The sequence below is a fragment of the Streptomyces sp. NPDC046831 genome (assembly GCF_040645305.1).
In the GTDB taxonomy this organism is placed as follows: Bacteria; Actinomycetota; Actinomycetes; order Streptomycetales; family Streptomycetaceae; genus Streptomyces.
In genome coordinates, this window is the sequence record NZ_JBEYXZ010000004.1 from 14,541 (window position 1) to 40,143 (window position 25,603).

A 25,603-nucleotide genomic window follows, 5' to 3' on the forward strand; every position below is an offset into this window, starting at 1 on the left:
AGACGACAGGAGGTTCGTCATGGCCAACTCGTCCGCAGCCGCCGCCCGTCGGCGCCGCGCCGCAGGCCCTGCACCCTCACTGACCGGCCCGGCGAGCGACGTCCACCCCGTGCTCCGCCGGGCCACGGCCCCGCCCGCCGCCCTCGACCTGCTCGCCCAGGCCCGCGCCGGTCTGGAGGAGGCCACCGCCCTGGAGACGCCCAACGAGCGGTACGCCACGGCCCACCTCGCCGCCCTGCGCACCGCCGCCGCGGTGCTCGCCGCCCGCGGGCGCCCCGAGTCCACCCCCCGGCGCCGGGCGCGCATCAGGAGCGCCTGGGAGGTGCTCCCGGAGACAGCGCCCGAACTCACCGAGTGGAGCGCGCTGTTCGCCTCCGGCGCCCAGCGCCGCGCCCGCGCCGAGGCGGGCATCCGGGGGGCGGCCGGGCGGCGGGACGCCGACGACCTGATCCGCGACGTGGCCATGTTCATCCGCCTCGTGGAGCGGATGCTGGTCCTCCAGCCGGTGCTGCCGCAGCCCCGCCGGGACGCGGACGAGCCGGACGGCTCCCGGGCCCGGCCCGACGTGCCCGACGCGGGCTGAGGGGACGCGCCGCGGCCCTCGCGGCCCGCACGCGCCGTCGGGCGGGCACGGCCGGCGGCGCGCGGCGTGGTCCCGCGGGGCGTGTGCCCGGAGCCGGCAGGCGGGCGGACCGCCGTCGGGCGAGGGGCGACGGCCGACGACCCGTCGGAAGCCGGAAACGCAGGCGGGCCGCCGGAGGCGAGAGGCAGGCGGGCCCGGCGAGGCAATAGGGTGGAGGGCGCCTGAAGCCTTCCCTCCTTCCCTACCCGGGCCGGGGAGGCAGCCCGATCGCTCCGCCGTGCCAGAGGCGGTGCCGCGCCGAGGAGTCAACTGCCGTGTCGGACCCGATGCGCCCCCGCGCTTCTCTCCGTACCGCCGTGGTCTGGGAGGTCCTGCAGGACGCCCTCGACCGCCGGGTCAAGGCCACGGGCCGGGAGTCGCTGGACGTCCTCGACACCGGAGGCGGCAGCGGCAACTTCGCCGTGCCCGTCGCCCGCCTCGGGCACCGGGTCACCGTCGTCGACCCGAGCCCCAACGCGCTGTTCGCCCTGGAGCGCCGAGCCGCCGAGGCCGGCCTCGCGGACCGTGTGCGGGGCGTGCAGGGCGACGCCCACGGCCTGTTCGACGTCGTCGAGCGCGGCGACTACGACGTCGTGCTCTGCCACGGCGTCCTGGAGCACGTGGACGACCCCGCCGAGGGCGTGCGCAACGCGGTGGCCGCCCTGCGCGCCGAGGGAGTGCTGAGCCTGCTCGCCGCCGGGCTCGGCGGTGCCGTGCTCGCACGCGCCCTGGCCGGCCACTTCAAGGAGGCCAGGCACGCCCTCGACGACCCCGACGGCCGCTGGGGCGCCAGCGACCCGATGCCGCGCCGCTTCAGCGCCGAGCAGCTCACCGCGCTCGTCGAGGGCGCCGGTCTGACGGTCGGTGCGGTGCACGGCGTCCGGGTCTTCGCCGACCTGGTGCCCGGCGTGCTGGTGGACACCGAGCCCGGCGCCCTGGACGCCCTGCTGAAACTGGAGGCCGCGGCCGCCGAGCTCCCCGCCTTCCACTCCGTGGCCACGCAGATCCACGTGCTGGGCGAGACACCGGCGGCGGCCGGGCACTGAACCGCCTTCCCCGGTGTCTCCCCCGGCCGGCCTTCCGGCCGGGGATGCAGTACGCCACAGGGCCCCCGGTTGCGGGCCGTGCGCCGTATGATCGAGGAGACCGCCCGGCATGACGGGCCGGCCGCCGGGGAATGCAAGCCTCAGCGACCGGGCCGGCCATGGCGGGTTCTGGTTGGCCAAATGGCGCAGAGGGGCGGGTTTCACGGGGGCGATTCCCTGCCTATCCTGAAGGGACCCCCCGGGTCGCCCCGGCGACTGCACGATGAGGAGGACTCCGTGCCGCTCTCGGAGCACGAGCAGCGCATGCTCGAGCAGATGGAGCGAGCGCTGTACGCCGAAGATCCCAAGTTCGCGTCGGCGCTTGAGGGAAGCGGGCTGCGTACGTACACCCGGCGGCGGGTCTACCAGGCGGTCGCGGGCTTCCTCGTGGGTATCGCGCTCCTCATGGCAGGTATGGTCGCCCAGCAGATCTGGGTCAGCGTGGTGGGCTTCCTCGTCATGCTGGGCTGCGCGGTGCTGGCGGTGACCGGCTGGCGCAAGGCGCCGAAGCCGGGCGAGCAGGCCGTCGGCGGCCCGCACGCCCGCCGTCAGGCCCGGCCAAGGCGCTCCATGATGGACCGCATCGAACAGCGCTGGCAGCGCCGCCGGGACGAGCAGGGCCACTGAGCCCACCGGACGGATCCTCACGACCGAGCTGAGGGGGCGACCACCAGGTGTGGTCGCCCCCTCACGCATGTTCCGCACAGGCCCTCGCCGGGTGCCGGCCTGCGCCGCCGGCGGGGGCACCGGGTCCGGCCCGAGAGTCCCGGACCTTCTGATCACCCGCCCGGTGGTGGGCGGCCGGCCCGGCTCACCGCAGACTACGGACGCGACGCGGGCAGGCACCCTCTGCGTGTTCCCGGCCGGATTCGGAGCCCAGCCGCTCTCTGTCTTCCAGCGGTGTGCGGCACGTCCCGGTGCGGTCCACCCGGCTCGCACCGCACACCCCGCGACGGCCCGCGCGGGGCCGCGGCGCAACCGGCGGCCCTACGCCCCGCCCCCTTCGGCCGTTCAGCGCCTCAGCCGCGCCTCCCCGGCGGGACGCCCGTCGAGGGCCCGCCCACCGTGCGTCCGCGCAGTGCCGGACGGAGCGCCGCCGCCCGGGCCGTGAGGCCGGTCCACCAGGCGGAGAGCGCCCAGACCAGCCGGGCGCTGGAGCGGGGCGCGAACCTGGCGCGCAGCGCCGCGCCGCGGCCGGCCCCGCCGCGCAGGCCGTCGGCCACGCGGCGGGCGTCCTCCGCCAGCCCCGCCGCGGGCCGCGGGTGCGGCGCGTACAGGACCTGTTCCACCGCGTCCGCCAGGCGGTGCACCGAGGCCGCCGCCGGCGGATCGAGGTGCCCGAGGCGGACGATCCGGGCGGCCGCCGTACGCGGGGTCTGCGACTCGTCCGGCGGGATCCCGTGGTCCCAGGCCGTGTCGGTCACCTCCTGCCAGACGGCCAGGGTGTGGACCGCCGCGTCACCGGCGCCGCGCCCGTGCGACCCGAGCCGGACGGCCCGCGTCCGGGTCCGCCACAGCAGCGGCGTCAGCGGCAGCGCGAGGGCGGCCAGCCCGCCCAGCGTCCAGCCCAGTACCTCGTACCACCTGGGGCCGCCGCCGCCCCGGTCCAGCACGGCCTGCGGGGACTGGCTGTCGCATTCCTGGAGCCGCTTCATCTGCGGGGGGCAGCTCTGGCTCGCCGAGGGAGCCGCGGAGGGCGCCGCGCTCGCCTCGCCGGACGGCGATGCCGGGTCCGGCAGGGTGCTGCCGGGGGCGTCGGGCCGGGTGTACGCGGGAACCGTGCCGCGCGTCGGGGTGGGCTCGAAGCGGGTCCAGCCGACCCCCTCGAAGTACAGCTCGGGCCAGGCGTGCGCGTCCTTCAGGCCCACCGACATGGTGCCGTCGGCCTGCATGGAGCCCGGCGCGAAGCCCACCGCGACCCGCGCCGGGATGCCGAGCGTGCGGGCCATCGCGGCCATCGCGAAGGAGTAGTGCACGCAGAAGCCGCGGCGGTCCTTCAGGAACCGCTCGATCGCCCGCGGGCCGGTGCCCACCTCGACGTCGGTGTCGTACTCGAAGCCGCCCGTCACGGCGAACCAGTCCTGGAGGCTGACGGCCCGCTCGTAGGGGTTGGCCGCGCCGTCGGTGACCTCACGGGCGGTCGCGGCGACCGCTCCCGGCAGGGACGCGGGCACCCTGGTGTACTCCCTCAGCAGGGGCTCGGGCGCCTGCGGCGCCGTGGCGAGCTGTTCCGCCGTCGGCCGTATGTCGAGGCTCTTGACCTGGTACGTCAGCCCTTGTGTGTTCTGGCCGTGGTCGCCGACGAGCGTCATCCCGACGGGCTCGTAGCGCCAGCTGCCCTTGATCCGCACCCCGCTCGGCGGATACGGCATCGGCAGCCAGTCCTGGGCGTACCAGTCCGCGGTCGCCACCGTCGTCGAGATCTCCGCCCGGTCCACGTCCGGGCCGAGGCCCGCGGGCGTGGGGAAGGGGTCGGGCAGAGCGACGATGTGGCGCTGGGACGGCTTCCAGGTGGTGCCGTCGAACTCGTCCAGGGATACGATCCGCAGGTAGAGGTCCGACGCGTCCTGGCTGTCGGTGCGCAGGGTCATGACCGTGCGGTCCTCGTCGACGTTGAGGCTGTCGCGCAGCGACACCAGGGGGTTCACCGCGGAGATGGTGCCGCCGCCTCCGGAACCCGACCCCACGCCGCCCCCGGCGGCGTCCAGCAGCCCGCCGTTCATCGAGGGCAGGGCGACCTGCGGCAGCAGCGCGGCGAGGCCCAGCGCCAGCACACCGATGCGCCGCCCGGTACGCAGCGGCGCCGCCGGGCCGCCGCCCTCGGGACCGCCCGGGGTGCGCGGCCCCGCGCCGAACACCCGGCCCCACTGCGCGAGCCGGTCCCGGCCCTCGGCGAGCAGCATCATCAGGTAACCGGCGGCCGCGACCAGGAACCACAGCCAGTCGGCGTCGCTGTCGGACAGGCCCGCGGCCACCGAGTACAGCGCGAGCAGGGGCAGGCCCGCGGGAGCCGCCCGGCGGAAGGTGACCGCGAGCACGTCCACGAGCAGCCCGATCAGCAGGACGCCCCCGACCAGCATCAGCCGGATGCCCGTGCTCAGCGGCGCCGGTATCGCGTACTGCCCGACGTCGTCGGCGCCGTCCCGCAGCAGGTGAGCGAGGTGCCGCAGGGCGTCCGGCCCCGGGACCAGCCCGGCGTGGGCCTGGTCGCGGGCGAAGACCAGGGTCAGCAGCAGCACCGCGACGAGCACCTGCGCCGCCACGGTCAGGGCCCGCGGCAGCGGCACCCGGCGGGTTGCCGCACCCACGCCGGCCTGCACCGCCAGCAGCAGTCCGGCCTGCAGGACCCACGTCGTCCGGTCCACCAGCGGCAGCAGGGCGCACGCCACCATCAGCGTGGCCGCCGCGGCGCACAGCGCCATACGTGTCCGCCCGCTCACGACCGTTCCTCCCCGCCGGCCGCCCCGCTCGCCGCGCCGGCGCCCGTCCGCTCCCGGTCCGCCTGGCGCCACACCTCCGTGAGCGAGGCGCCCCGCGGCACCTCCACCACGGTCCAGCCCGCCTCACGCAGCATCCGCAGCCGCTCCCCGGCCCCGTCGCCGGGACCGGGCACGTCACCCGGCTCCCGCGCCCACGCCTCGCCGTCCAGCACGAACGCGATCGCGCCGGCGCCGCGCCGGCGCATCCTGGCCGCCATCGCCGCCTGCTCCTCGTCGAGGTCGCCGAGGAAGGCCACCAGCAGCCCGTCGGAGCCCGCGCGCAGCGCGTCGTGGGCGCGCGAGAGGCCCGCGCCGTCGGAGTGGTCGATCACCGCGAGCATGTCCATCATCAGCCCGGCCGCGTCCGCCGGCTCCTGGCCGGCGCCCGCGAAGCCGTCGGCGCCCTCGCCGGGCACCGAGCTGCCGGTGTCCGTCAGCAGCCGCACCGAAAAGCCCCGTTCGATCATGTGCACAAGGACCGACGCGGCGCCCGACACCGCCCACTCGAAGGCCGAGTCGGGACCCGAGCCCTCGAAGGCGACGGCCCGGGTGTCCAGGAGCACCGTGCAGCGGGCGCGCTGCGGCTGCTCCTCGCGGCGCACCATCAGCTCGCCGTAGCGCGCGGTGGAGCGCCAGTGCACCCGGCGCAGGTCGTCGCCGTACCGGTACCCGCGCGGGATGACGTCGTCCTCGCCCGCCAGGGCCGGCGCGCGCTGCCGCCCGTCGCCGTAGCCCTGGCTCTCGCCGCTCAGCCGCACGGGCGGCAGCGGCTCCACCCGCGGGACGACGGTCAGCGTGTCGTAGGTGGAGAAGGAACGGGCCAGTTCGCACATGCCGAACGGGTCGCTCAGCCGCAGCTGCAGCGGGCCCAGCGGGTAGCGGCCCCGCAGGTCCGAGCGGACGCGGTAGGACACCTCCCGGCGGCCGCCCGGCTCCACCCGGTCGAGCACGAAGCGCGGCCGCGGCCCGAGCACGTACGGCACCCGGTCCTGGAGCATCAGCAGGCCGGTGGGCAGGCGGGAGACGTTGTCCATGCGCAGGTGCACGCGGGCCTCGCTGCCGGCGGGCACCCGCGCGGGGGAGAGGCGGCGGGTGCCGGCCACCCGGTAGCGGGTGCGGTAGAGCACCGTCGCGCAGATCAGGGGGAGCAGGGCGAGCAGCAGGCCCACCCGCAGCAGATCGCTCTGCCCGAGGACGTAGGCGCAGATCGCGGCCGCGATCCCGGCGGCCAGGAAGGAGCGTCCGCGGGTGGTCAGACCGGCGAGCGCGGTGCGGACCCCGCCCCGGCCGTCCCGGTCGGCCTCGGCGCGCACCGTCCCCGCGTCGGCCATCACAGCCTCCGGGGCGGGCGCTCGCCGAACGCGGGTGCGCCGCGGCCCAGGCCGAAGCCGCCGGCCTGCGGCGACGCCGGCACCGGCGTGTGCCGCAGGATGTCGTGGACGACCTCCTCCGTGGTACGGCGGTTGAGCTGGGCCTGGGCCGTCGGCAGCAGCCGGTGCGCCAGCACGGCGACCGCGAGGGCCTGTATGTCGTCCGGGAGGGCGTAGTCCCGGCCGGAGAGCGCGGCGGACGCCTTCGCGGCGCGCAGCAGGTGCAGCGTGGCGCGCGGGGAGGCGCCGAGTCTGAGGTCGGGGTGGGTGCGGGTGGCGGCGACCAGGTCGACCGCGTAGCGCCGGACCGACTCGGCCACGTGGACCCCGCGCACGGCCTCGACCAGCTTGACGATCTCGTGCGCGTGGGCGACCGGCTGGAGGTCGTCCAGGGGGTTGACCCCGCCGTGCACGTCCAGCATCTGCAGCTCGGCGTCGGGGCTCGGGTAGCCGATGGAGACGCGGGCCATGAAGCGGTCGCGCTGGGCCTCGGGCAGCGGGTAGGTGCCCTCCATCTCGACCGGGTTCTGCGTGGCCACCACCATGAACGGGCTGGGCAGCTCGTAGGTCTGCCCGTCGATGGTGACCTGGCGCTCCTCCATCGACTCCAGCAGCGCCGACTGCGTCTTGGGCGAGGCGCGGTTGATCTCGTCGCCGATGACGATCTGCGCGAAGATGGCGCCCGGCTTGAACTCGAAGTCCCGGCGCTGCTGGTCCCAGATGGACACGCCGGTGATGTCCGACGGCAGCAGGTCGGGGGTGAACTGGATGCGCCGCACCGAGCAGTCGACGGACCGCGCCAGCGCCTTGGCCAGCATGGTCTTGCCCACGCCCGGGACGTCCTCGATCAGGAGGTGCCCCTCGGCGAGCAGTACGGTCAGCGAGAGCCGTACGACCTCGGGCTTGCCCTCGATCACTCCTTCCACCGAACTGCGGACACGCTCCGCGGTGGCGGTCAGATCAGTGAGGCTCGCTCGCTCGTCATAGGTCGTCACCCGGCCCTCCTCGGCCCTTCCCCGCGCTCCGCAGGAGCGGGGGATTCCCCAGCTTTCCCGGGCCGGCGCGCCGCTGTGCCGCCCGGCCCACCCCGAAACCCGGCACCACGCGGGAGAACCCCCGCGTGGCGCCGCACCCCGCATTCTTGTTGCCGTTACCGGTTCGTGTCACTCGCCTGTGGACAAGTGGCCGCGATCTGTCAGGTCTTACGGCCTTTTGTGGGGACGGCCGGCGGGGTGCGACGGTGTTCCGGGGCGGGCCCGCGGATCAGGCGGGGTCGACCTCGCGCAGCAGACCCGTCCTGACGTCGAAGACGAAGCCGCGCACGTCGTCGGTGTGCAGCAGGAACGGCGAGGTGCGCACGCGCTGCATCGACTGCCGGACGTCCTGGTCGACGTCGCGGAACGCCTCCACGGCCCAGGCGGGACGCTGCCCGACCTCCATCTCCAGGTCGTGCCGGAACTCCTCCGTGAGGGACTCCAGGCCGCAGCCCGTGTGGTGGATGAGAACGACGCTGCGGGTGCCGAGCGCCCTCTGGCTGATGGTCAGGGAGCGGATCACGTCGTCGGTGACGACGCCGCCCGCGTTGCGGATGGTGTGGCAGTCGCCGAGCTCCAGGCCCAGCGCGGCGTGCAGGTCGAGACGCGCGTCCATGCACGCCACCACGGCGACCTGCAGGACGGGCCGGGCGTCCATGCCGGGGTCGGTGAACTCCGCGGCGTAGCGCTCGTTGGCCTCCACAAGACGGTCGGTGACCGGGCCGCGCGTCATGGCGTCTCCGGATCCGGACGGAACTGCTGCAGAAGTCGTCATACTCAAGACGGTACTGGTCACCGGTGCTCCGGTCCTGCTGTGAGAGGGGACAAAGAACACCATCGTGGCTTGTTGTGAGCGACTCCACACTCAGCGCCAGCGGCGCCTGTCCGGGTGAATACCGGCGGGACGGGGTGTCGCCGCCGCTGCGGCGGGCGACGCGCAGGCCGGTTGATTGACCGGGAGACGCGGTGGACTAAAGTGACGCGAAGCGGGAGGCGCGGCCCTCCCTGCTCGACTGCATTCCCCGGAGACCCCGGCACCCGCACGGACGGTCTCCCCGCGTGCGCGGCGCGTACGTACGGCTCGGCCTCCTCCCGCTCCCGGTCGGCTGACGCCTCCGGCGCCGGCGGCCTCCCCTTCACCGGGGACACCCCGGCGCCGGCCGGGACAGGGCGGGGACCCGGCGGTGCGTACCGCGGCGCCGGATCTGAGAGGGCCCAGGAAATGAACGGGCGCGAAGCGCTTCCGTACGAGGGGGCCGGCGGGCGCCGGGAGGGTGACAGCCGGCACGTCCCCGTGATGCTCCGGCGGTGCCTGGACCTGCTGGCGCCCGCCCTGGAGCGGCCGGGAGCGGTGGTCGTCGACTGCACCCTCGGCCTCGGCGGCCACAGCGAGGCCCTGCTCACCCGCTTCCCCGGCGTCCGGCTGATCGGCCTGGACCGCGACAAGGAGGCCCTGCGCCTGTCCGGGGAGCGTCTCGCCCCCTTCGGCGACCGGGCCACCCTGGTGCACGCCGTCTACGACGAACTGCCCGAGGTGCTGGACCGCCTCGCCGTCCCGCGCGTCCAGGGCGTCCTGTTCGACCTCGGCGTCTCCTCCATGCAGCTCGACGAGGCCGACCGCGGCTTCGCCTACGCCCAGGACGCCCCCCTGGACATGCGCATGGACCAGACGACCGGCCTCAGCGCCGCCGAGGTCCTCAACACCTACCCGGCCGGCGAACTGGTCCGCATCCTGCGCGCCTACGGCGAGGAGAAGCAGGCCAAGCGGATCGTGTCCGCGATCGTGCGCGAGCGTGAGAAGGAGCCGTTCACGCACAGCGCCCGCCTGGTGGAGCTGATCCGCGACGCGCTCCCGCAGGCCGCCAAGCGCACCGGCGGGAACCCGGCCAAGCGCACCTTCCAGGCGCTGCGCATCGAGGTCAACGGCGAACTCACGGTCCTGGAGCGGGCGGTCCCCGCCGCGGTACGGGCGCTCGCCGTCGGTGGGCGGATCGCCGTGCTGTCCTACCACTCGCTCGAAGACCGCCTGGTCAAGCAGGTGTTCGCGGCCGGCGCCACCTCCACCGCGCCGCCCGGACTGCCGGTCGTGCCCGAGCGCTACCAGCCCCGGCTCAAGCTGCTCACCCGGGGTGCCGAACTTCCCACCGAGGAAGAGGTCGCGGAGAACCGGCGAGCGGCCCCCGCGCGGCTGCGCGGGGCCGAGCGCATCAGGGAGGACGCCGAGTGAGCCAGGCGACGGGACGGCCCCGCGGGTGCGACGCCCCCACCCGCCGCGCGGGCGCGCGGGACCGGCGGAGCCGGGGGGAGCGGTGAGCGGGAAACCCGAACTGAGGGGCCGTGCCGCCCGGCTGGCCCGGCTCTTCCCGGCGAAGCGGGCGCAGGCCGCCCGCACGCCCTTCGTCCTCCTCGTCGTGCTCCTCCTCGGCGGCGGCCTCATCGGGCTGCTGGTGCTGAACTCCGCGCTCAGCGAGGGGGCGTTCGACCTCGACGACCTGCAGAAGGACACCAAGAACCTCACCGACGAGGAACAGGCCCTGCAGCGCGACATCGACTCCTACTCCGCCCCCGACGCCCTGCAGCGCCGCGCCCGCGAGCTCGGCATGGTGCCCGGCGGCGACCCGGCCTTCCTCGACCCCGACGGCACCGTGAACGGCGTCCCCTCGCCGGCGCAGGCCGACCCGTCCTCGCTCCCGGACCCGGCGGACGTCCTGCCCCCCGAGGTGCTGACCACCTCGCCGTACCCGGGACAGGGCGCGCCCCCGCCCGGTCCCCTGGCCACACCGCCGGCCGGCCCGGTGGACGTCCAGCCCGCCGGCCCCGGCGCCACGGCCGCCCCCACCGCACCCCAGCCCGCCACGACCACGACCCCCGGCAGGTGACGGAAGTGTCCGACAGGGAACCGCCGCGCCGCCGTGTGCCCGGACCCGCCAGGCCGGCCCGCCCCGGCAACCGGCGCGGTCCCGCACCCGGTGCCCGCCCGGCCCGCCGCCCCGCCCCGGCCCGCAGGCCCGCGCCCCCCAAGGCCATCCGGCTCGGCAGCCCGCGCCCGCGACTGCGCCTGGTCGCCCTCGCGCTGACCCTGGTGCTGCTCGTCTTCGCCGGACGGCTGCTGCAGGTGCAGGCCGTCGACGCCGCCGCGTACGCCGCCAAGGCCGACCAGAACCGGTACGTCGTCCACACGATCGCCGCCGAGCGGGGCGGCATCACCGACCGCAACGGCGTCGCCCTGGCCATCAGCGTGGACGCGGACGACATCACGGCCGACCCCACGATGTTCACGGCCGAGGAGCTGAAGATCGGCGACGGCCCCGAGCAGGCGGCCGCCCTGCTCGCCCCGATCCTCGGCCAGGACCAGGCCGCGATCGCCAAGAAGCTGCGCACGCAGAACACCCGGTACGTGCTCCTGGCCCGCCGCCGGACCCCCGAGGTCTGGAAGCAGATCAAGGACCTCAAGACCGCGCTCGCCAAGAAGTCCCAGACGGACAAGACCACCGTCAACGTCCTCGCCGGCGTCTTCTCCGACCCCAGCAGCAAGCGTGTGTACCCCAACGGCGACCTCGCCGCCGGGATACTGGGCTGGGTCAACGCCGAGGGAAAGGGCGGCGGCGGCGTCGAGCAGCAGCTGGAGGGGAAGCTGGCCGGCAAGGAGGGCCGCATCCGCTACGCCCAGGCCGGCGGGCGCGAGGTGCCCACCGTGGGGTCCACCGAGACCCCGGCGGTGCCCGGCTCCGACGTCGAGCTCACCATCGACCGCGACATCCAGTGGGCCGCGCAGAACGCCATCACCGAGCAGGTGGAGAAGTCCGGCGCCGACCGCGGTTACGTGATCGTGCAGGACACCCGGACCGGCGAGATCCTCGCCATGGCCGACTCGCCGGGCTTCGACCCCAACGACCTCGCCCACGCCGACCCGGCCGCCCTGGGCAACGCCGCCCTGCAGGACGCCTACGAGCCCGGCTCCACCGCCAAGGTCATGTCGATGGCCGCCGTGCTGCAGGAGAACGCGGCCGAACCCCTCACGCACGTCGTCGTGCCCAACCGGCTGCACCGCGGCGACCGCCTCTTCCAGGACGACGTCGACCACGAGACCTGGAACCTGACGCTCAACGGCGTCCTCGCCAAGTCGAGCAACATCGGCACGATCCTGGCCACCGGCCAGCTCGGCAGGACCCAGCGGCAGGCCAACAAGGTCCTCCACTCCTACCTGCGCAAGTTCGGCATCGGCGAGCCGACCGGACTCGGCTTCCCCGGGGAGACGAGGGGCATCCTCGCGCCGCCGGACAAGTGGTCCACCTCGCAGCAGTACACGATCCCTTTCGGTCAGGGCTTCTCCATCAACGCGATGCAGGCCGCGTCCGTCTACTCGACCATCGCCAACGGCGGCGTCCGTGTCGAGCCCACGCTGGTGCGCGGCACCAAGGGAGCCGACGGGCACTTCACCCCCGCCCCGAAACCGGACAAGACCCGGGTGGTGAGCGCGAGGACGGCGAAGGAGCTCGCCCGGATGCTGGAGTCCGTGGTGGACGACGAGCAGGGCACCGGCACCAGGGCACGGATCCCCGGCTATCGCGTGGCGGGCAAGACGGGTACGGCCAACCGCGTGGATCCGGCCACCGGAAAGTACCGCGGCTACACCTCCTCGTTCGCCGGATTCGCCCCCGCCGACAAGCCGCGCCTGACGGTCTACTGCGCGATCCAGAACGCCACCGAGGGCAGCTACTTCGGCGGCCAGATCTGCGGCCCGATCTACAAGCAGGTCATGGAGTTCGCGCTGAAGACCCTCCAGGTGCCGCCGACCGGGGCGCAGCCCGCGAACCTGCCCGTCGAGTTCAAGCCGTGACCGGCGCCGCCACCCGCACCGCCGCGCACCACCGATCAGGAACGAGCCCGTGACAACGATCACCCCCGATCCCGGGAACCACGACGACCCCGCCGGCAGCTCACTTCGCTCCCGGGCGGCCGCGCCCGGTACGCTCACCGCCGTGCCACACGCTGATCAGTCCCACATCACCCAGAAGGGCGCTTCCGTGACCTATCCGGGACCGCCACGGCCGGCCCAGGTCTCCGCCACACCCCTCGCGGAGCTCGCCGGGCAGCTGGGTGCCGGGCAGCCGGCGGGCGCGCGGGACGGCGTCGAGGTCACGGGCATCACCCATGACTCGCGCGCCGTGCGCCCCGGCGACCTGTACGCCGCCCTGCCCGGCGCCCGCGCCCACGGCGCCGACTTCGTCGCGCAGGCCGCCTCCCTCGGCGCCGCCGCCGTGCTGACCGACCCGGCGGGCGCCGGGCGCGCCGCCGCGAGCGGCCTGCCCGTGCTGGTCGTCGACGATCCGCGCGGCCGCATGGGCGAGCTCGCGGCCACCATCTACGGCCGTCCCGGGCGCGACCTGCTCCAGATCGGCATCACCGGCACCTCCGGCAAGACCACCACCGCCTACCTGGTCGAGGGCGGCCTGAAGACGGTCAGGGCCACGGGGCTGATCGGCACGGTGGAGATGCGCATCGGCGAGACGCGCATCAAGTCCGAGCGCACCACGCCGGAGGCCACCGACCTCCAGGCGCTGTTCGCCGTCATGCGCGAACGCGGTGTCGAGGCCGTCGCCATGGAGGTCTCCAGCCACGCCCTGGTCCTCGGCCGGGTCGACGGCTGCGTCTTCGACGTCGGCGTGTTCACCAACCTGAGCCCGGAGCACATGGAGTTCCACTCCGACATGGAGGACTACTTCCGGGCCAAGGCGCAGCTCTTCACGCCCGAGCGCAGCCGGCTCGGCGTGGTCAACCACGACGACGAGTACGGTCGCCGGCTCGCCGCGGAGGCCACGGTGCCCGTCGTCACGTACTCCGCCGAGGGGCACCCCGACGCCGACTGGCGCGCCGAGGACGTGCACATCGGCCCCATGGACTCCACGTTCACCGCCGTCGGGCCCGAGGGCCGGCGCGTCAGCGCCAGATCGCCCCTGCCGGGCCCCTTCAACGTGGCCAACACCCTCGCCGCGATCGTCGCGCTGGCCGCCGCGGGACTCGACCCGCAGACCGCGGCCGACGGCATCGCCGCGGTGCCGGGCGTGCCCGGCCGCCTGGAGCGCGTGGACGCCGGACAGCCCTACCTCGCCGTGGTCGACTACGCGCACAAGACGGACGCCGTCGAATCGGTGCTCCGCGCCCTGCGCAAGGTCACCAAGGGCCGCGTGCACGTCGTCCTCGGCTGCGGCGGCGACCGTGACACCACCAAGCGCGCGCCGATGGGCGCCGCCGCGGCCCGGCTCGCCGACACGGCCGTGCTGACCTCGGACAACCCCCGCTCCGAGGACCCCCTCGCCATCCTCGCGACCATGCTCCAGGGCGCGGCGTCCGTGCCCGCGCACGAGCGCGGCGAGGTGCTCCTGTTCGAGGACCGGGCCGCCGCGATCGCCGCCGCCGTCGCCCGGGCCCGGCCCGGGGACACGGTGCTGGTCGCGGGCAAGGGCCACGAGCAGGGCCAGGACATCGCCGGAGTGGTCCGTCCCTTCGACGACCGCCAGGTGCTCCGCGAAGCTATCCAGAAGACCCAGGGATGAACTTGTGATCGCCCTCTCCCTCGCCGAGATCGCAGAAGTCGTCGGCGGGCAGAAGCACGACATACCGGATCCGTCCGTCCAGGTCACCGGACCCGTCGTCCGGGACTCCCGCGAGGCGGGACCGGGCAGCCTCTTCGTCGCCTTCGTCGGCGAGCGCGTCGACGGCCACGACTTCGCCCGGGCCGTCGTGGAGGCGGGCGCCGCCGCCGTGCTGGCGTCGCGCCCCGTCGGCGTGCCCGCGATCGTGGTCGACGACGTGCAGGCCGCCCTCGGCGCCCTCGCCCGCCACGTGGTGCGCCGGCTCGGCACGACCCTCGTGGCCCTGACCGGCTCGGCCGGCAAGACCAGCACCAAGGACCTCATCGCCCAGGTGCTGCAGCGGTCGGGGCCGACGGTCTTCACCCCCGGCTCCCTCAACAACGAGATCGGGCTGCCGCTGACCGCGCTGACCGCCACCGAGGAGACCAGGTTCCTCGTGCTGGAGATGGGCGCCCGCGGCATCGGCCACATCCGGTACCTGACGGAGCTGACACCGCCGAGGATCGGCGTCGTGCTGAACGTCGGCTCCGCCCACATCGGTGAGTTCGGCGGCCGGGAGCAGATCGCCCAGGCCAAGGGCGAGTTGGTCGAGTCGCTGCCCGCGGCCGCGGACGGGGGCGTGGCGGTCCTCAACGCCGACGACCCGTTGGTCCGGGCCATGGCCGCCCGCACCAAGGCGAAGGTGGTCCTCTTCGGGGAGTCCGACGAAGCGGACGTCTCAGCCGAGAACGTGCGACTCACGGACAGCGGACGGCCCTCGTTCAGGCTTCACACACCCTCCGGTGCAAGCGATGTGACCATGCGCCTGTACGGTGAGCACCACGTGTCGAACGCGCTCGCCGCGGCCGCCGTCGCCCATGAGCTGGGCATGTCCGCGGAGGAGATCGCCACCGCCCTCTCCGAGGCGGGCTCCCTCTCCCGCTGGCGGATGGAGGTCACCGAGCGCCCTGACGGCGTGACGATCGTCAACGACGCCTACAACGCGAACCCGGAGTCCATGCGGGCCGCCCTGCGCGCGCTGGTGGCGATGGGGGAGGCCTCACGGGCACGAGGGGGTCGCACGTGGGCGGTGCTCGGCAAGATGGCCGAGCTCGGGGACGAGGCGCTCGCCGAGCACGACGCGGTCGGGCGGCTCGCCGTCCGGCTCAACGTCAGCAAGCTCGTCGCGGTCGGGGGCAGGGAAGCGTCCTGGCTGCAACTGGGCGCATATAACGAGGGTTCGTGGGGTGAGGAGTCGGTGCACGTGTCCGACGCACAGGCGGCGATCGACCTGTTGCGCAGCGAGTTGCGCCCGGGGGACGTCGTACTCGTGAAGGCGTCGCGTTCGGTCGGTCTCGAGAGCGTCGCCCAGGCGCTCCTGGAGACCGGTGCCGAGGGTGAGGTTGCCGCCCGATGATGAAGCAGATCCTGTTCGCAGGTGTCATTGGCCTCTTCCTGACGCTGGTCGGCACACCGCTGCTGATCAAGCTCCTCGCCCGCAAGGGCTACGGCCAGTACATCCGCGACGACGGCCCGCGCGAGCACGCCAGCAAGCGCGGTACGCCGACCATGGGCGGCATCGCGTTCATCCTGGCGACGGTCGCCGCGTACTTCCTGGCCAAGGTGATCACGGTCTACCTGGACCCGGAGGCCGACGCGGCGCCCACCTTCTCGGGTCTGCTGGTCCTCGGCCTGATGGTCGGCATGGGCCTGGTCGGCTTCCTCGACGACTACATCAAGATCGTCAAGCGCCGTTCGCTGGGCCTGCGCGCCAAGGCGAAGATGGCCGGCCAGCTCATCGTCGGCATCGCCTTCGCGGTGCTCGCGCTGCAGTTCTCCGACAACCGCGGCAACACCCCCGCCTCCACCAAGCTGTCGTTCATCACGGACTTCGGCTGGACGATCGGCCCGGTGCTGTTCGTGGTCTGGGCGCTGTTCATGATCCTCGCGATGTCGAACGGCGTGAACCTCACCGACGGCCTGGACGGCCTGGCGACCGGCGCCTCCGTGCTCGTCTTCGGCGCCTACACCTTCATCGGCGTCTGGCAGTTCCAGGAGTCGTGCGCCAACTCCATGACGCTGACGAACCCGAACGCCTGCTTCGAGGTCCGCGACCCGCTCGACCTCGCCGTCGTCGCCTCGGCGCTGATGGGCGCCTGCCTCGGCTTCCTGTGGTGGAACACCTCGCCCGCCAAGATCTTCATGGGCGACACCGGTTCGCTGGCGCTCGGCGGTGTGCTCGCCGGCCTCGCGATCTGCTCCCGCACCGAGCTGCTGCTCGCGCTGCTCGGCGGCCTGTTCGTCCTGATCACCATGTCGGTGGTCATCCAGGTCGGCTCCTTCCGCCTCACCGGCAAGCGGGTGTTCCGGATGGCGCCGCTCCAGCACCACTTCGAACTCAAGGGCTGGTCCGAAGTGCTCGTCGTGGTCCGTTTCTGGATCATCCAGGGCATCTGCGTGATCGTCGGACTGGGCCTCTTCTACGCGGGATGGGCAGCGGACAAGTGACCGACTGGCAGGGGAAGAACGTCACCGTCGCCGGGCTCGGCGTCTCCGGCGTCCCGGCGGCCAAGGTGCTGAGCGGCCTCGGCGCCCGCGTCACCGTCGTCAACGACGGCGACGACGAACGGGCACGGGAGCAGGCGGCCGAACTGAGGTCCCTGGGCGTCACCGTGCGCCTCGGCGACGGGGCGACCCTGCCCGAGGGCACCGAACTCGTCGTCACCGCGCCCGGCTGGAAGCCGGACAAGCCGCTGTTCGCCGCGGCGGCCGAGGCGGGCGTCCCGGTCTGGGGCGACGTCGAGCTGGCCTGGCGGCTGCGCGGCCCCGGCGCCGCCCCCTGGCTGGCCGTCACCGGCACCAACGGCAAGACCACGACCGTGCAGATGCTCGCCGCCATCCTGAAGGCGGCGGGCCTGCGCACCGCCGCCGTCGGCAACATCGGCGTCTCCCTGCTGGACGCGGTGCTCGGCGAGGAGCAGTACGACGTCCTCGCGGTGGAGCTGTCGAGCTACCAGCTCCACTGGGCGCCGTCGCTGCGCGCCCACTCCGCCGCCGTGCTCAACCTGGCACCCGACCACCTCGACTGGCACGGCTCCATGGAGGCCTACGCCGCCGACAAGGGCCGCATCTACGAAGGCAATCGGGTCGCCTGCGTCTACAACGTCGCCGACAAGGCCACCGAGGACCTGGTCCGCGCGGCCGACGTCGAGGAGGGCTGCCGGGCGGTCGGCTTCACCCTCGGCACGCCGGGGCCGTCCCAACTCGGCGTCGTGGACGGCATCCTGGTCGACCGGGCGTTCGTCGAGAACCGGCAGAAGAACGCCCAGGAACTCGCCGAGGTCTCCGACGTCCACCCGCCGGCCCCGCACAACATCGCCAACGCCCTCGCCGCGGCCGCCCTCGCGCGCGCCTTCGGGGTGCCCGCCAGGGCCGTACGGGACGGTCTGCGGGCGTTCACCCCGGACGCCCACCGCATCGCGCACGTGGCCGACCTGGACGGCGTCGCCTACGTCGACGACTCCAAGGCCACCAACACGCACGCGGCGGAAGCCTCGTTGGCGGCCTACGAGTCCATCGTGTGGATCGCCGGCGGACTGGCCAAGGGCGCGACCTTCGACGAACTGGTCGCCAGGTCGGCGAGGCGGCTGCGCGGAGCGGTCCTCATCGGCGCCGACCGCGCGCTGATCCGCGAAGCCCTCGCGCGACACGCCCCGGAAGTACCCGTCGTCGACCTCGACCGGACCGACACTGGGGCCATGCTCCAGGCCGTCCAGGAGGCGCAGCGGCTCGCCGAGCCCGGCGACACGGTGCTGCTCGCCCCGGCCTGCGCCTCCATGGACATGTTCGCCAACTACAACAGGCGCGGTGACGCGTTCGCCCAGGCGGTGCGCGAACTCGGCGCCTGACCCGGCCGCCTGCCGGGCGACCTTGGGAGGGACGCATGGGACGCGCGAGTGAGCGCAAGGGGCGCGCCGGCACGGGCGGGCGCGCCCCGCGGGCGCGGCGGACCGTACGCACGCGGTCACCGCTGCCGTACGGGGGAGGCACCGATGCCCGGTAGCCGCACCGGACGGGCGCCCGTCCAGCGGGCCGCGCGGCGGCCCGTGAGCTCCCGGCCGCTCGGGGACAACCCCGTGCGCCGGCTGTTCACGCGCGCCCGCCGCGCCTGGGACCGGCCGCTGACCGCGTACTACCTGATCCTCGGCGGCAGTCTGCTGATCACCGTCCTCGGCCTGGTGATGGTCTACTCGGCCTCCCAGATCACGGCGCTGCAGATGTCGCTGCCGGGCTCGTACTTCTTCCGCAAGCAGCTGCTCGCCGCCGTCATCGGGGGCGGGCTGCTCTTCGCGGCGTCCCGGATGCCGGTGCGGCTGCACCGGGCGCTCGCCTACCCGATCCTGGCGGGCGCGGTGTTCCTGATGGTGCTGGTGCAGGTGCCGGGGATAGGGATGTCGGTCAACGGCAACCAGAACTGGATCTCGCTCGGCGGCTCCTTCCAGATCCAGCCCAGCGAGATCGGCAAGCTGGCCCTGGTGCTGTGGGGCGCCGACCTGATCGCGCGCAAGCAGGACCGGAGGCTGCTGGCCCAGTGGAAGCACATGCTGGTGCCGCTCGTGCCGGTCGCCTTCATGCTGCTCGGTCTGATCATGCTCGGCGGCGACATGGGGACGGCGATCATCCTCACCGCGATCCTGTTCGGCCTGCTGTGGCTGGCGGGCGCGCCCACGCGGCTGTTCGTCGGCGTGCTGTCGGTCGCCGCCGCGATCGGGGTGTTCCTGATCAAGACCAACCCCAACCGCATGGACCGGCTCGCCTGCATCGGCGCCACCGACCTCGGGCCGGGAGGGACCTGCTGGCAGGCCGTGCACGGGATCTACGCCCTCGCGTCGGGCGGGTTCTTCGGATCCGGCCTGGGCGCGAGTGTGGAGAAATGGGGCCAACTCCCCGAAGCCCATACGGACTTCATCTTCGCCGTCACCGGTGAGGAACTGGGTCTGGCGGGAACACTGTCGGTGCTCGCCCTCTTCGCGGCTCTAGGCTATGCGGGTATCCGCGTGGCCGGACGCACGGAGGACCCCTTCGTCAGGTATGCCGCGGGAGGCGTGACCACCTGGATCACCGCGCAGGCGGTGATCAACATCGGTGCGGTGCTCGGTCTGCTGCCGATCGCCGGTGTCCCCCTCCCGCTGTTCTCCTACGGAGGGTCCGCCCTGCTGCCGACCATGTTCGCCATCGGGCTGCTGATCGCCTTCGCGCGCGACGAGCCCGCTGCGCGGGCGGCGCTTGCGATGCGGCAACCCCGCTTTGGTAGAAAGCGGGCGGGAGGTTCCGCAGCCGATCGGGGAACCCGGCGTGGGCCCGATCGGGAGCCTCGGAGATGGAACACGATGAGACGGCGCGCCTCGGCGGCGCGTTCGTCCGGAGAGCGGTGAATTTCGGTGCATGTCGTACTCGCCGGTGGGGGGACCGCCGGCCACATCGAGCCCGCGCTCGCCCTCGCGGACGCCCTGCGCAGGCAGGACCCGACCGTGGGGATCACGGCCCTGGGCACGGAGCGCGGCCTGGAGACCCGGCTGGTCCCGGAGCGGGGCTATGAGCTGGCGCTCATTCCGGCGGTGCCGCTGCCGCGCAAGCCCACCCCCGAGCTGATCACCGTCCCGGGCCGGCTGCGCGGCACGATCAAGGCCGCCGAGCAGGTCCTGGAGCGCACCAAGGCGGACGCCGTCGTCGGCTTCGGCGGCTACGTGGCCCTGCCCGGCTACCTGGCGGCCAAGCGGCTCGGGGTGCCGATCGTCATTCACGAGGCGAACGCCCGCCCCGGCCTGGCCAACAAGATCGGTTCGCGGTACGCCGCCCAGGTCGCCGTGTCCACGCCGGACAGCAAGCTGCGGGGCGCCCGCTACATCGGCATCCCGCTGCGCCGCTCCATCTCGACCCTCGACCGGGCGGCCGTGCGCCCCGAGGCGCGGGCGGCGTTCGGGCTCGACCCCAACCTGCCGACGCTGCTGGTCTCCGGCGGCTCACAGGGCGCCCGCCGCCTCAACGAGGTCGTCCAGCAGGTCGCCCCCTACCTCCAGCAGGCCGGGATCCAGATCCTGCACGCGGTCGGCCCGAAGAACGAACTGCCACAGGTGCACCAGATGCCGGGAATGCCCCCCTACATCCCGGTAAGTTACCTGGACCGGATGGACCTCGCGTACGCCGCGGCCGACTTGATGCTCTGCCGCGCGGGCGCGATGACCGTCGCCGAGCTCTCCGCCGTCGGACTCCCGGCCGCCTACGTCCCGCTGCCCATCGGCAACGGCGAACAGCGGCTGAACGCCCAGCCGGTGGTGAAGGCCGGCGGCGGCCTGCTGGTCGACGACGCGGAGCTGACCCCGGAGTGGGTGCAGCAGAACGTCCTGCCCGTGCTCGCCGATCCGCACCGGCTGTACCAGATGTCCCGCGCCGCCGCCGAGTTCGGCCGCCGGGACGCCGACGACCTGCTCGTCGGCATGGTGTACGAGGCCATCGCCTCGCACCGTTAGGACCCTACGCACGGAGGGCAGAGAGCGTGGCCGGACCGACGACCGCCGAGCGCGGTGACCGCCGACAGGAGTCGTCCGGCCCGCCTCGGGCCGGCCGGTTGAGGCGTCGGCGCCTTCGTACGATCGTCATCCTGGCGGCCGCCGGCGCCCTCCTCGGCGGCGCCTCGCTCTGGGTGCTGTACGGCTCGCAGTGGCTGCGCGTGGAGCGGGTATCCGTCTCCGGCACCCGCGTGTTGACCCCCGCGCAGGTGCGCGCGGCCGCCGAGGTCCCCCTCGGGGCTCCGCTCGCGTCCGTGGACACCGACGCCATCGAGGCCCGGCTGCGCCGCGGACTGCCCCGGATCGACGTGGTGACCGTCGGCCGCTCATGGCCCGACGGCATCACCCTCGAGGTGACGGAGCGTACCGCGGTCCTGGTGGAGAGGAAGGGCGGGAAGTTCGTCGAAGTGGACGACGAGGGGGTCCGGTTCGCCACGCTGTCCCGCGCGCCGAGAGGTGTGCCCGTCCTGGAACTCGCCCTCTCCCGCACGCCCTCCACCGCGGCGAGCCTGCGCCGCTTCCCCCCGGACCGGCTGGTGCGCGAGGCGGTCGCGGTGGCCGGGCGCATCCCCGCCGCCGTCGCACGGCAGACCAGGGTCGTCAAGGTCCGTACCTATGACGACATCTCGCTGGAGTTGAGCGGCGGGCGCACCGTGGCGTGGGGCAGCGGTGAGCGGGCACACGAGAAGGCCCGTGCGCTGACCGCTCTGATGAAAGCCTCGCCCGGGGCGCGGCACTTCGACGTCAGTGTCCCCACGGCGCCTGCGTCATCAGGGAGTTGACGCACATCAGAGCAGGCCAGCACCCTGGGTGGGCACCGCTGTGCCTGATCACATAGGGTGAAAAGAAAAACGGGAGGTTCGGCGTGTTCGTTGAACGGGCGCCACGTGTCGACTTACTGTCCTGTTCAGAAGACTTCACGGAACAGGCACACTGGTAACCCTAAACTTCAGGGTTAGGGTTCGGGTCGGCATTCGGAACCGTCCCATTCGGCATCAGTCGTCGGATCGCGGCGCGCAGCGCGTCCCGCGGGCCGGTGACACGTAACTCGAGGCGAGAGGCCTTCGACGTGGCAGCACCGCAGAACTACCTCGCAGTCATCAAAGTCATCGGTGTCGGCGGCGGTGGTGTCAATGCCATCAACCGGATGATCGAGGTCGGTCTCAAGGGCGTCGAGTTCATCGCCATCAACACCGACGCACAGGCGCTGTTGATGAGCGACGCCGACGTCAAGCTCGACGTCGGCCGCGAACTCACCCGCGGACTCGGCGCCGGAGCCAACCCGGCCGTCGGCCGCAAGGCCGCCGAGGACCACCGCGAGGAGATCGAGGAGGTCCTCAAGGGGGCCGACATGGTCTTCGTGACGGCCGGTGAAGGCGGCGGCACCGGCACCGGCGGCGCGCCCGTCGTGGCCAACATCGCACGCTCCCTCGGTGCCCTCACCATCGGCGTGGTCACCCGCCCGTTCACCTTCGAGGGACGGCGCCGGGCCAACCAGGCCGAGGACGGCATCGCCGAGCTTCGCGAAGAGGTCGACACCCTCATCGTCATCCCCAACGACCGGCTGCTGTCCATCTCGGACCGCCAGGTCAGCGTGCTCGACGCGTTCAAGTCCGCGGACCAGGTGCTGCTGTCCGGTGTGCAGGGCATCACCGACCTGATCACCACCCCCGGCCTGATCAACCTGGACTTCGCCGACGTGAAGTCGGTCATGTCCGAGGCCGGTTCGGCCCTCATGGGCATCGGCTCCGCCCGCGGCGACGACCGCGCCGTGGCCGCGGCCGAGATGGCGATCTCCTCCCCGCTCCTCGAGGCGTCCATCGACGGCGCACGGGGCGTGCTGCTGTCCATCTCCGGCGGCTCCGACCTCGGCCTGTTCGAGATCAACGAGGCCGCCCAGCTGGTCAGCGAGGCCGCCCACCCCGAGGCCAACATCATCTTCGGCGCCGTCATCGACGACGCCCTCGGCGACGAGGTCCGGGTCACCGTGATCGCGGCCGGCTTCGACGGCGGCCAGCCGCCGGCCCGGCGCGACAACGTCCTCGGCTCGTCCTCGGTCAAGCGCGAGGAGCCCGCCCCGGTGCGGACGCAGCCCGAGAGCCGGCCGACGTTCGGCTCCCTCGGCAGCGTCACGCCCAAGGAGGAGCCGGAGCCGGCCGTTCCGGCGCCGGCTCCGGAACCGGTGACCGACCTCCCGGCCCCCACTCCGCCGCTCCCGCCGTCGCGGACCTACGCGGACAGCGCGGCCGAGGAACTGGACGTGCCGGACTTCCTGAAGTGATAGGACAGCGCGACACCGTGAACGGCGCGCACTTCGCCTTCACCGACCGGTGGGGCGGGGTGAGCGCCGTTCCGTACGAGGAGCTCAATCTCGGCGGCGCGGTCGGCGACGACCCCGGCGCCGTGCGCACCAACCGCGAACTGGCCGCCGGAGCCCTGGGACTCGAGCCGGACCGCGTGGTCTGGATGAACCAGGTGCACGGCCGCGAGGTCGCCCGGGTGGACGGCCCGTGGACCGCCGGTGCCCCGGAGGCCGACGGCCTGGTGACCGCGGCCCGCGGCCTCGCACTCGCCGTCCTGACCGCCGACTGCGTGCCGGTGCTGCTCGCGGACCCGGTCGCCAAGGTGGCGGCGGCGGCCCACGCGGGACGGCCCGGCATGGTCGCCGGGATCGTGCCCGCCGCCGTCGACGCGATGGTCTCGCTCGGTGCCGAGCCCGCCCGGATCGTCGCCCGCACCGGACCGGCCGTCTGCGGCCGGTGCTACGAGGTGCCGGAGGAGATGCGCGCCGAGGTGGCCGCCGTCGAGCCGGCGGCGCACGCCGAGACGAGCTGGGGCACGCCGGCGGTCGACGTGAGCGCCGGGGTGTACGCGCAGCTCGAACGGCTCGGGGTGCGCGACCGGCGGCAGTCGCCGGTGTGCACGCGCGAGTCGCGCGACCACTACTCGTACCGCCGTGACCGCACCACCGGGCGGCTCGCGGGCTATGTCTGGCTGGACTGATGGGGCATGACGGAGCGTAAGGGCGAACTGGCCGGGAATCTGGCGAGGGTGGAAGAACGCATCGCCGCCGCCTGCGCGGCCGCCGGCCGCGCACGGGAGGAGGTGACCCTCATCGTGGTCACCAAGACCTACCCGGCGTCGGACGTGCGGATCCTGGCGGACCTCGGGGTGCGGCAGGTCGCCGAGAACCGCGACCAGGAGGCGGCGCCCAAGGCCGCCGCGTGTGCGGATCTGCCCCTCACCTGGCACTTCGTGGGCCAGTTGCAGACCAACAAAGTGCGTTCCGTGGCCGGTTACGCCGACGTCGTGCAGTCCGTCGACCGTTCACGGCTCGTCACGGCCCTGTCGAAGGAGGCCGTGCGGGCCGGGCGCGAGGTGGGCTGCCTCATCCAGGTCGCCCTCGACGCGGGGGAGAACGGACGGGGCGAGCGCGGCGGCGTGGCGCCCGGCGGAATCGGCGAGTTGGCCGATCTCGTCGCCGGGTCCCCGGGTCTCAGGCTCGACGGCCTGATGACCGTCGCGCCGCTCACCGGGGAGTACGCGGGACGTCAACGGGCGGCGTTCGAACGGCTCATGGATTTGTCGACCGACCTGCGCAGAGCCCATCCGGCTGCAACCATGGTCTCAGCAGGGATGAGTGCGGATCTCGAGGAGGCCGTCGCGGCCGGAGCGACACATGTGCGCGTCGGCACCGCGGTACTCGGAGTCCGCCCCGGGCTCGGGTAACGTCGCCAGGAAGTCGGACCACAGCAGAAAATATGGTCAATACCGCCGAAGAGGGCGCAACGACCACGTGGATCGCGGGACTTGGCAGTCGTCAGCGGATCCACCACAGAGCGGAGGACTCGGAGAATGGCCGGCGCGATGCGCAAGATGGCGGTCTACCTCGGCCTCGTGGAGGACGATGGGTACGACGGCCGGGGATTCGACCCCGATGACGACTTCGAACCCGAACTGGACCCGGAGCCCGAGCGGGACCGGCGACGGCACGAGCCGCCGCACCCCCAGTCACTTGGAACACACGAGCCACAAAGGGACGAACCGGTTCGAGTGGTGCAGCCTCCGGCGCCGCGCGAGCCGGTCCCCCACGCCACTTCGCTTCCGGCGGAATCGGCCCGTCCGGCGCGCATCGCGCCCGTGGCATCCATCACACAAGAACGTCAGAGCCTGGAGAAGAACGCACCGGTGATCATGCCCAAGGTCGTGTCGGAGCGGGAGCCGTACCGAATCACCACGCTCCACCCCCGGACCTACAACGAGGCCCGTACTATCGGGGAACACTTCCGTGAGGGCACCCCGGTGATCATGAATCTCACTGAGATGGATGACACGGACGCGAAGCGACTTGTCGACTTTGCGGCTGGTTTGGTGTTTGGTCTTCACGGCAGCATCGAACGGGTGACGCAGAAGGTGTTCCTGTTGTCGCCTGCTAACGTCGATGTCACGGCGGAGGACAAGGCCCGTATCGCAGAGGGCGGGTTCTTCAACCAGAGCTGAGACGCACTACCGGACAGCGCAAGGGAAACAGGGGAGAGGGAAGCACGGGTCATGAGCGTGTTCCTGGACGTGATCTACATCGCGCTGATGTGCTTCCTCATCGTGCTGATCTTCCGGTTGGTCATGGACTACGTCTTCCAGTTCGCCCGCTCGTGGCAACCCGGCAAGGCGATGGTGGTCATTCTCGAGGCCACCTACACTGTCACCGATCCACCGCTGAAGCTTCTGCGGCGGTTCATTCCGCCGCTGCGTCTCGGGGGCGTGGCGCTCGACCTGTCCTTCTTCGTGCTGATGATCATCGTCTACATCCTGATCTCGATCGTGAGCCGGCTGTGAGCGATGTGAACTACCGTCTTGCCGAACGCCGAC

At 73.1% G+C, this 25,603-nt stretch carries 22 protein-coding genes; 18 read left to right on the plus strand and 4 right to left on the minus strand.

Annotated features, from left to right (window positions below; all coding sequences use genetic code 11):
• Positions 1-19 precede the first annotated feature (19 nt).
• The 3 genes from ABZ920_RS05115 (at position 20) to ABZ920_RS05125 (ending at position 2,334) form a co-directional block, all read left to right on the plus strand.
• Positions 20-583, plus strand: a complete 564-nt coding sequence (locus ABZ920_RS05115; RefSeq protein ID WP_361498938.1) for an SAV_6107 family HEPN domain-containing protein — start codon at positions 20-22, stop codon at positions 581-583.
• 314 nt (positions 584-897) lie between these two features.
• Positions 898-1,668 (plus strand): methyltransferase, encoded by a 771-nt coding sequence (locus tag ABZ920_RS05120; protein WP_361498940.1) that lies wholly within the window; start codon positions 898-900, stop codon positions 1,666-1,668.
• A gap of 276 nt (positions 1,669-1,944) precedes the next feature.
• On the plus strand, positions 1,945-2,334 hold the full coding sequence (locus ABZ920_RS05125; RefSeq protein ID WP_361498942.1) for a DUF3040 domain-containing protein: 390 nt from the start codon (positions 1,945-1,947) through the stop codon (positions 2,332-2,334).
• 392 nt (positions 2,335-2,726) lie between these two features.
• Here the strand turns inward: ABZ920_RS05125 and ABZ920_RS05130 are convergent, their stop codons facing one another.
• The 4 genes from ABZ920_RS05130 to ABZ920_RS05145 form a co-directional block, all read right to left on the minus strand.
• On the minus strand, positions 2,727-5,147 hold the full coding sequence (locus tag ABZ920_RS05130; protein ID WP_361498944.1) for a DUF3488 and transglutaminase-like domain-containing protein: 2,421 nt from the start codon (positions 5,145-5,147) through the stop codon (positions 2,727-2,729).
• On the minus strand, positions 5,144-6,517 hold the full coding sequence (locus ABZ920_RS05135) for a DUF58 domain-containing protein (protein WP_361498946.1): 1,374 nt from the start codon (positions 6,515-6,517) through the stop codon (positions 5,144-5,146). Before ABZ920_RS05135 ends, ABZ920_RS05130 begins: the two co-directional genes overlap by 4 nt.
• Positions 6,517-7,551, minus strand: a complete 1,035-nt coding sequence (locus ABZ920_RS05140; RefSeq protein WP_361498948.1) for a MoxR family ATPase — start codon at positions 7,549-7,551, stop codon at positions 6,517-6,519. The genes ABZ920_RS05135 and ABZ920_RS05140 overlap by 1 nt, the downstream gene beginning before the upstream one ends.
• Before the next feature lie 268 nt (positions 7,552-7,819).
• Complete coding sequence (locus ABZ920_RS05145; RefSeq protein ID WP_361498950.1) at positions 7,820-8,365, minus strand: carbonic anhydrase; 546 nt, start codon at positions 8,363-8,365, stop codon at positions 7,820-7,822.
• A 447-nt stretch (positions 8,366-8,812) separates the two neighbouring features.
• On the opposite strand from ABZ920_RS05145, the gene rsmH reads away from it, so the two are divergent.
• The 15 genes from rsmH (at position 8,813) to ABZ920_RS05220 (ending at position 25,570) form a co-directional block, all read left to right on the plus strand.
• A complete protein-coding gene (gene rsmH / locus ABZ920_RS05150; RefSeq protein ID WP_361498952.1) occupies positions 8,813-9,817 on the plus strand; it encodes a 16S rRNA (cytosine(1402)-N(4))-methyltransferase RsmH in 1,005 nt (334 codons plus the stop codon).
• Between the two features lie 82 nt (positions 9,818-9,899).
• Positions 9,900-10,469: a septum formation initiator family protein gene (locus tag ABZ920_RS05155; protein WP_361498954.1), complete on the plus strand. Its 570-nt coding sequence runs from the start codon at positions 9,900-9,902 to the stop codon at positions 10,467-10,469.
• Positions 10,470-10,474: 5 nt separating this feature from the next.
• Entirely contained in the window at positions 10,475-12,430 is a 1,956-nt protein-coding gene (locus ABZ920_RS05160) for a penicillin-binding protein 2 (RefSeq protein WP_361498956.1), read from the plus strand.
• Between the two features lie 49 nt (positions 12,431-12,479).
• A complete protein-coding gene (locus tag ABZ920_RS05165; protein ID WP_361498958.1) occupies positions 12,480-14,147 on the plus strand; it encodes a UDP-N-acetylmuramoyl-L-alanyl-D-glutamate--2,6-diaminopimelate ligase in 1,668 nt (555 codons plus the stop codon).
• A gap of 4 nt (positions 14,148-14,151) precedes the next feature.
• Complete coding sequence (gene murF, locus ABZ920_RS05170) at positions 14,152-15,582, plus strand: UDP-N-acetylmuramoyl-tripeptide--D-alanyl-D-alanine ligase (protein WP_361498960.1); 1,431 nt, start codon at positions 14,152-14,154, stop codon at positions 15,580-15,582.
• Entirely contained in the window at positions 15,582-16,673 is a 1,092-nt protein-coding gene (gene mraY, locus ABZ920_RS05175) for a phospho-N-acetylmuramoyl-pentapeptide-transferase (RefSeq protein WP_361499408.1), read from the plus strand. Before murF ends, mraY begins: the two co-directional genes overlap by 1 nt.
• Positions 16,655-18,073, plus strand: a complete 1,419-nt coding sequence (gene murD, locus ABZ920_RS05180) for a UDP-N-acetylmuramoyl-L-alanine--D-glutamate ligase (RefSeq protein WP_361498962.1) — start codon at positions 16,655-16,657, stop codon at positions 18,071-18,073. The genes mraY and murD overlap by 19 nt, the downstream gene beginning before the upstream one ends.
• A 144-nt stretch (positions 18,074-18,217) precedes the next feature.
• Positions 18,218-19,600, plus strand: coding sequence for a putative lipid II flippase FtsW (gene ftsW / locus ABZ920_RS05185; RefSeq protein ID WP_361498964.1), 1,383 nt, complete (start codon positions 18,218-18,220; stop codon positions 19,598-19,600).
• Between the two features lie 6 nt (positions 19,601-19,606).
• Complete coding sequence (gene murG, locus ABZ920_RS05190; RefSeq protein WP_361498966.1) at positions 19,607-20,695, plus strand: undecaprenyldiphospho-muramoylpentapeptide beta-N-acetylglucosaminyltransferase; 1,089 nt, start codon at positions 19,607-19,609, stop codon at positions 20,693-20,695.
• Positions 20,696-20,721: 26 nt separating this feature from the next.
• Entirely contained in the window at positions 20,722-21,516 is a 795-nt protein-coding gene (locus ABZ920_RS05195; RefSeq protein WP_361498968.1) for an FtsQ-type POTRA domain-containing protein, read from the plus strand.
• A 287-nt stretch (positions 21,517-21,803) separates the two neighbouring features.
• The gene (gene ftsZ / locus ABZ920_RS05200) at positions 21,804-23,015 is read left to right on the plus strand and encodes a cell division protein FtsZ (RefSeq protein ID WP_361498970.1); all 1,212 of its coding nucleotides are present in this window, start codon (positions 21,804-21,806) and stop codon (positions 23,013-23,015) included.
• Entirely contained in the window at positions 23,012-23,737 is a 726-nt protein-coding gene (gene pgeF / locus ABZ920_RS05205; RefSeq protein WP_361498972.1) for a peptidoglycan editing factor PgeF, read from the plus strand. The genes ftsZ and pgeF overlap by 4 nt, the downstream gene beginning before the upstream one ends.
• 6 nt (positions 23,738-23,743) lie before the next feature.
• A complete protein-coding gene (locus ABZ920_RS05210; RefSeq protein ID WP_361498974.1) occupies positions 23,744-24,463 on the plus strand; it encodes a YggS family pyridoxal phosphate-dependent enzyme in 720 nt (239 codons plus the stop codon).
• A 126-nt stretch (positions 24,464-24,589) separates the two neighbouring features.
• Positions 24,590-25,234 (plus strand): cell division protein SepF, encoded by a 645-nt coding sequence (gene sepF, locus ABZ920_RS05215; protein WP_361498975.1) that lies wholly within the window; start codon positions 24,590-24,592, stop codon positions 25,232-25,234.
• Between the two features lie 51 nt (positions 25,235-25,285).
• A complete protein-coding gene (locus ABZ920_RS05220) occupies positions 25,286-25,570 on the plus strand; it encodes a YggT family protein (protein ID WP_276106645.1) in 285 nt (94 codons plus the stop codon).
• Positions 25,571-25,603: the final 33 nt, after the last annotated feature.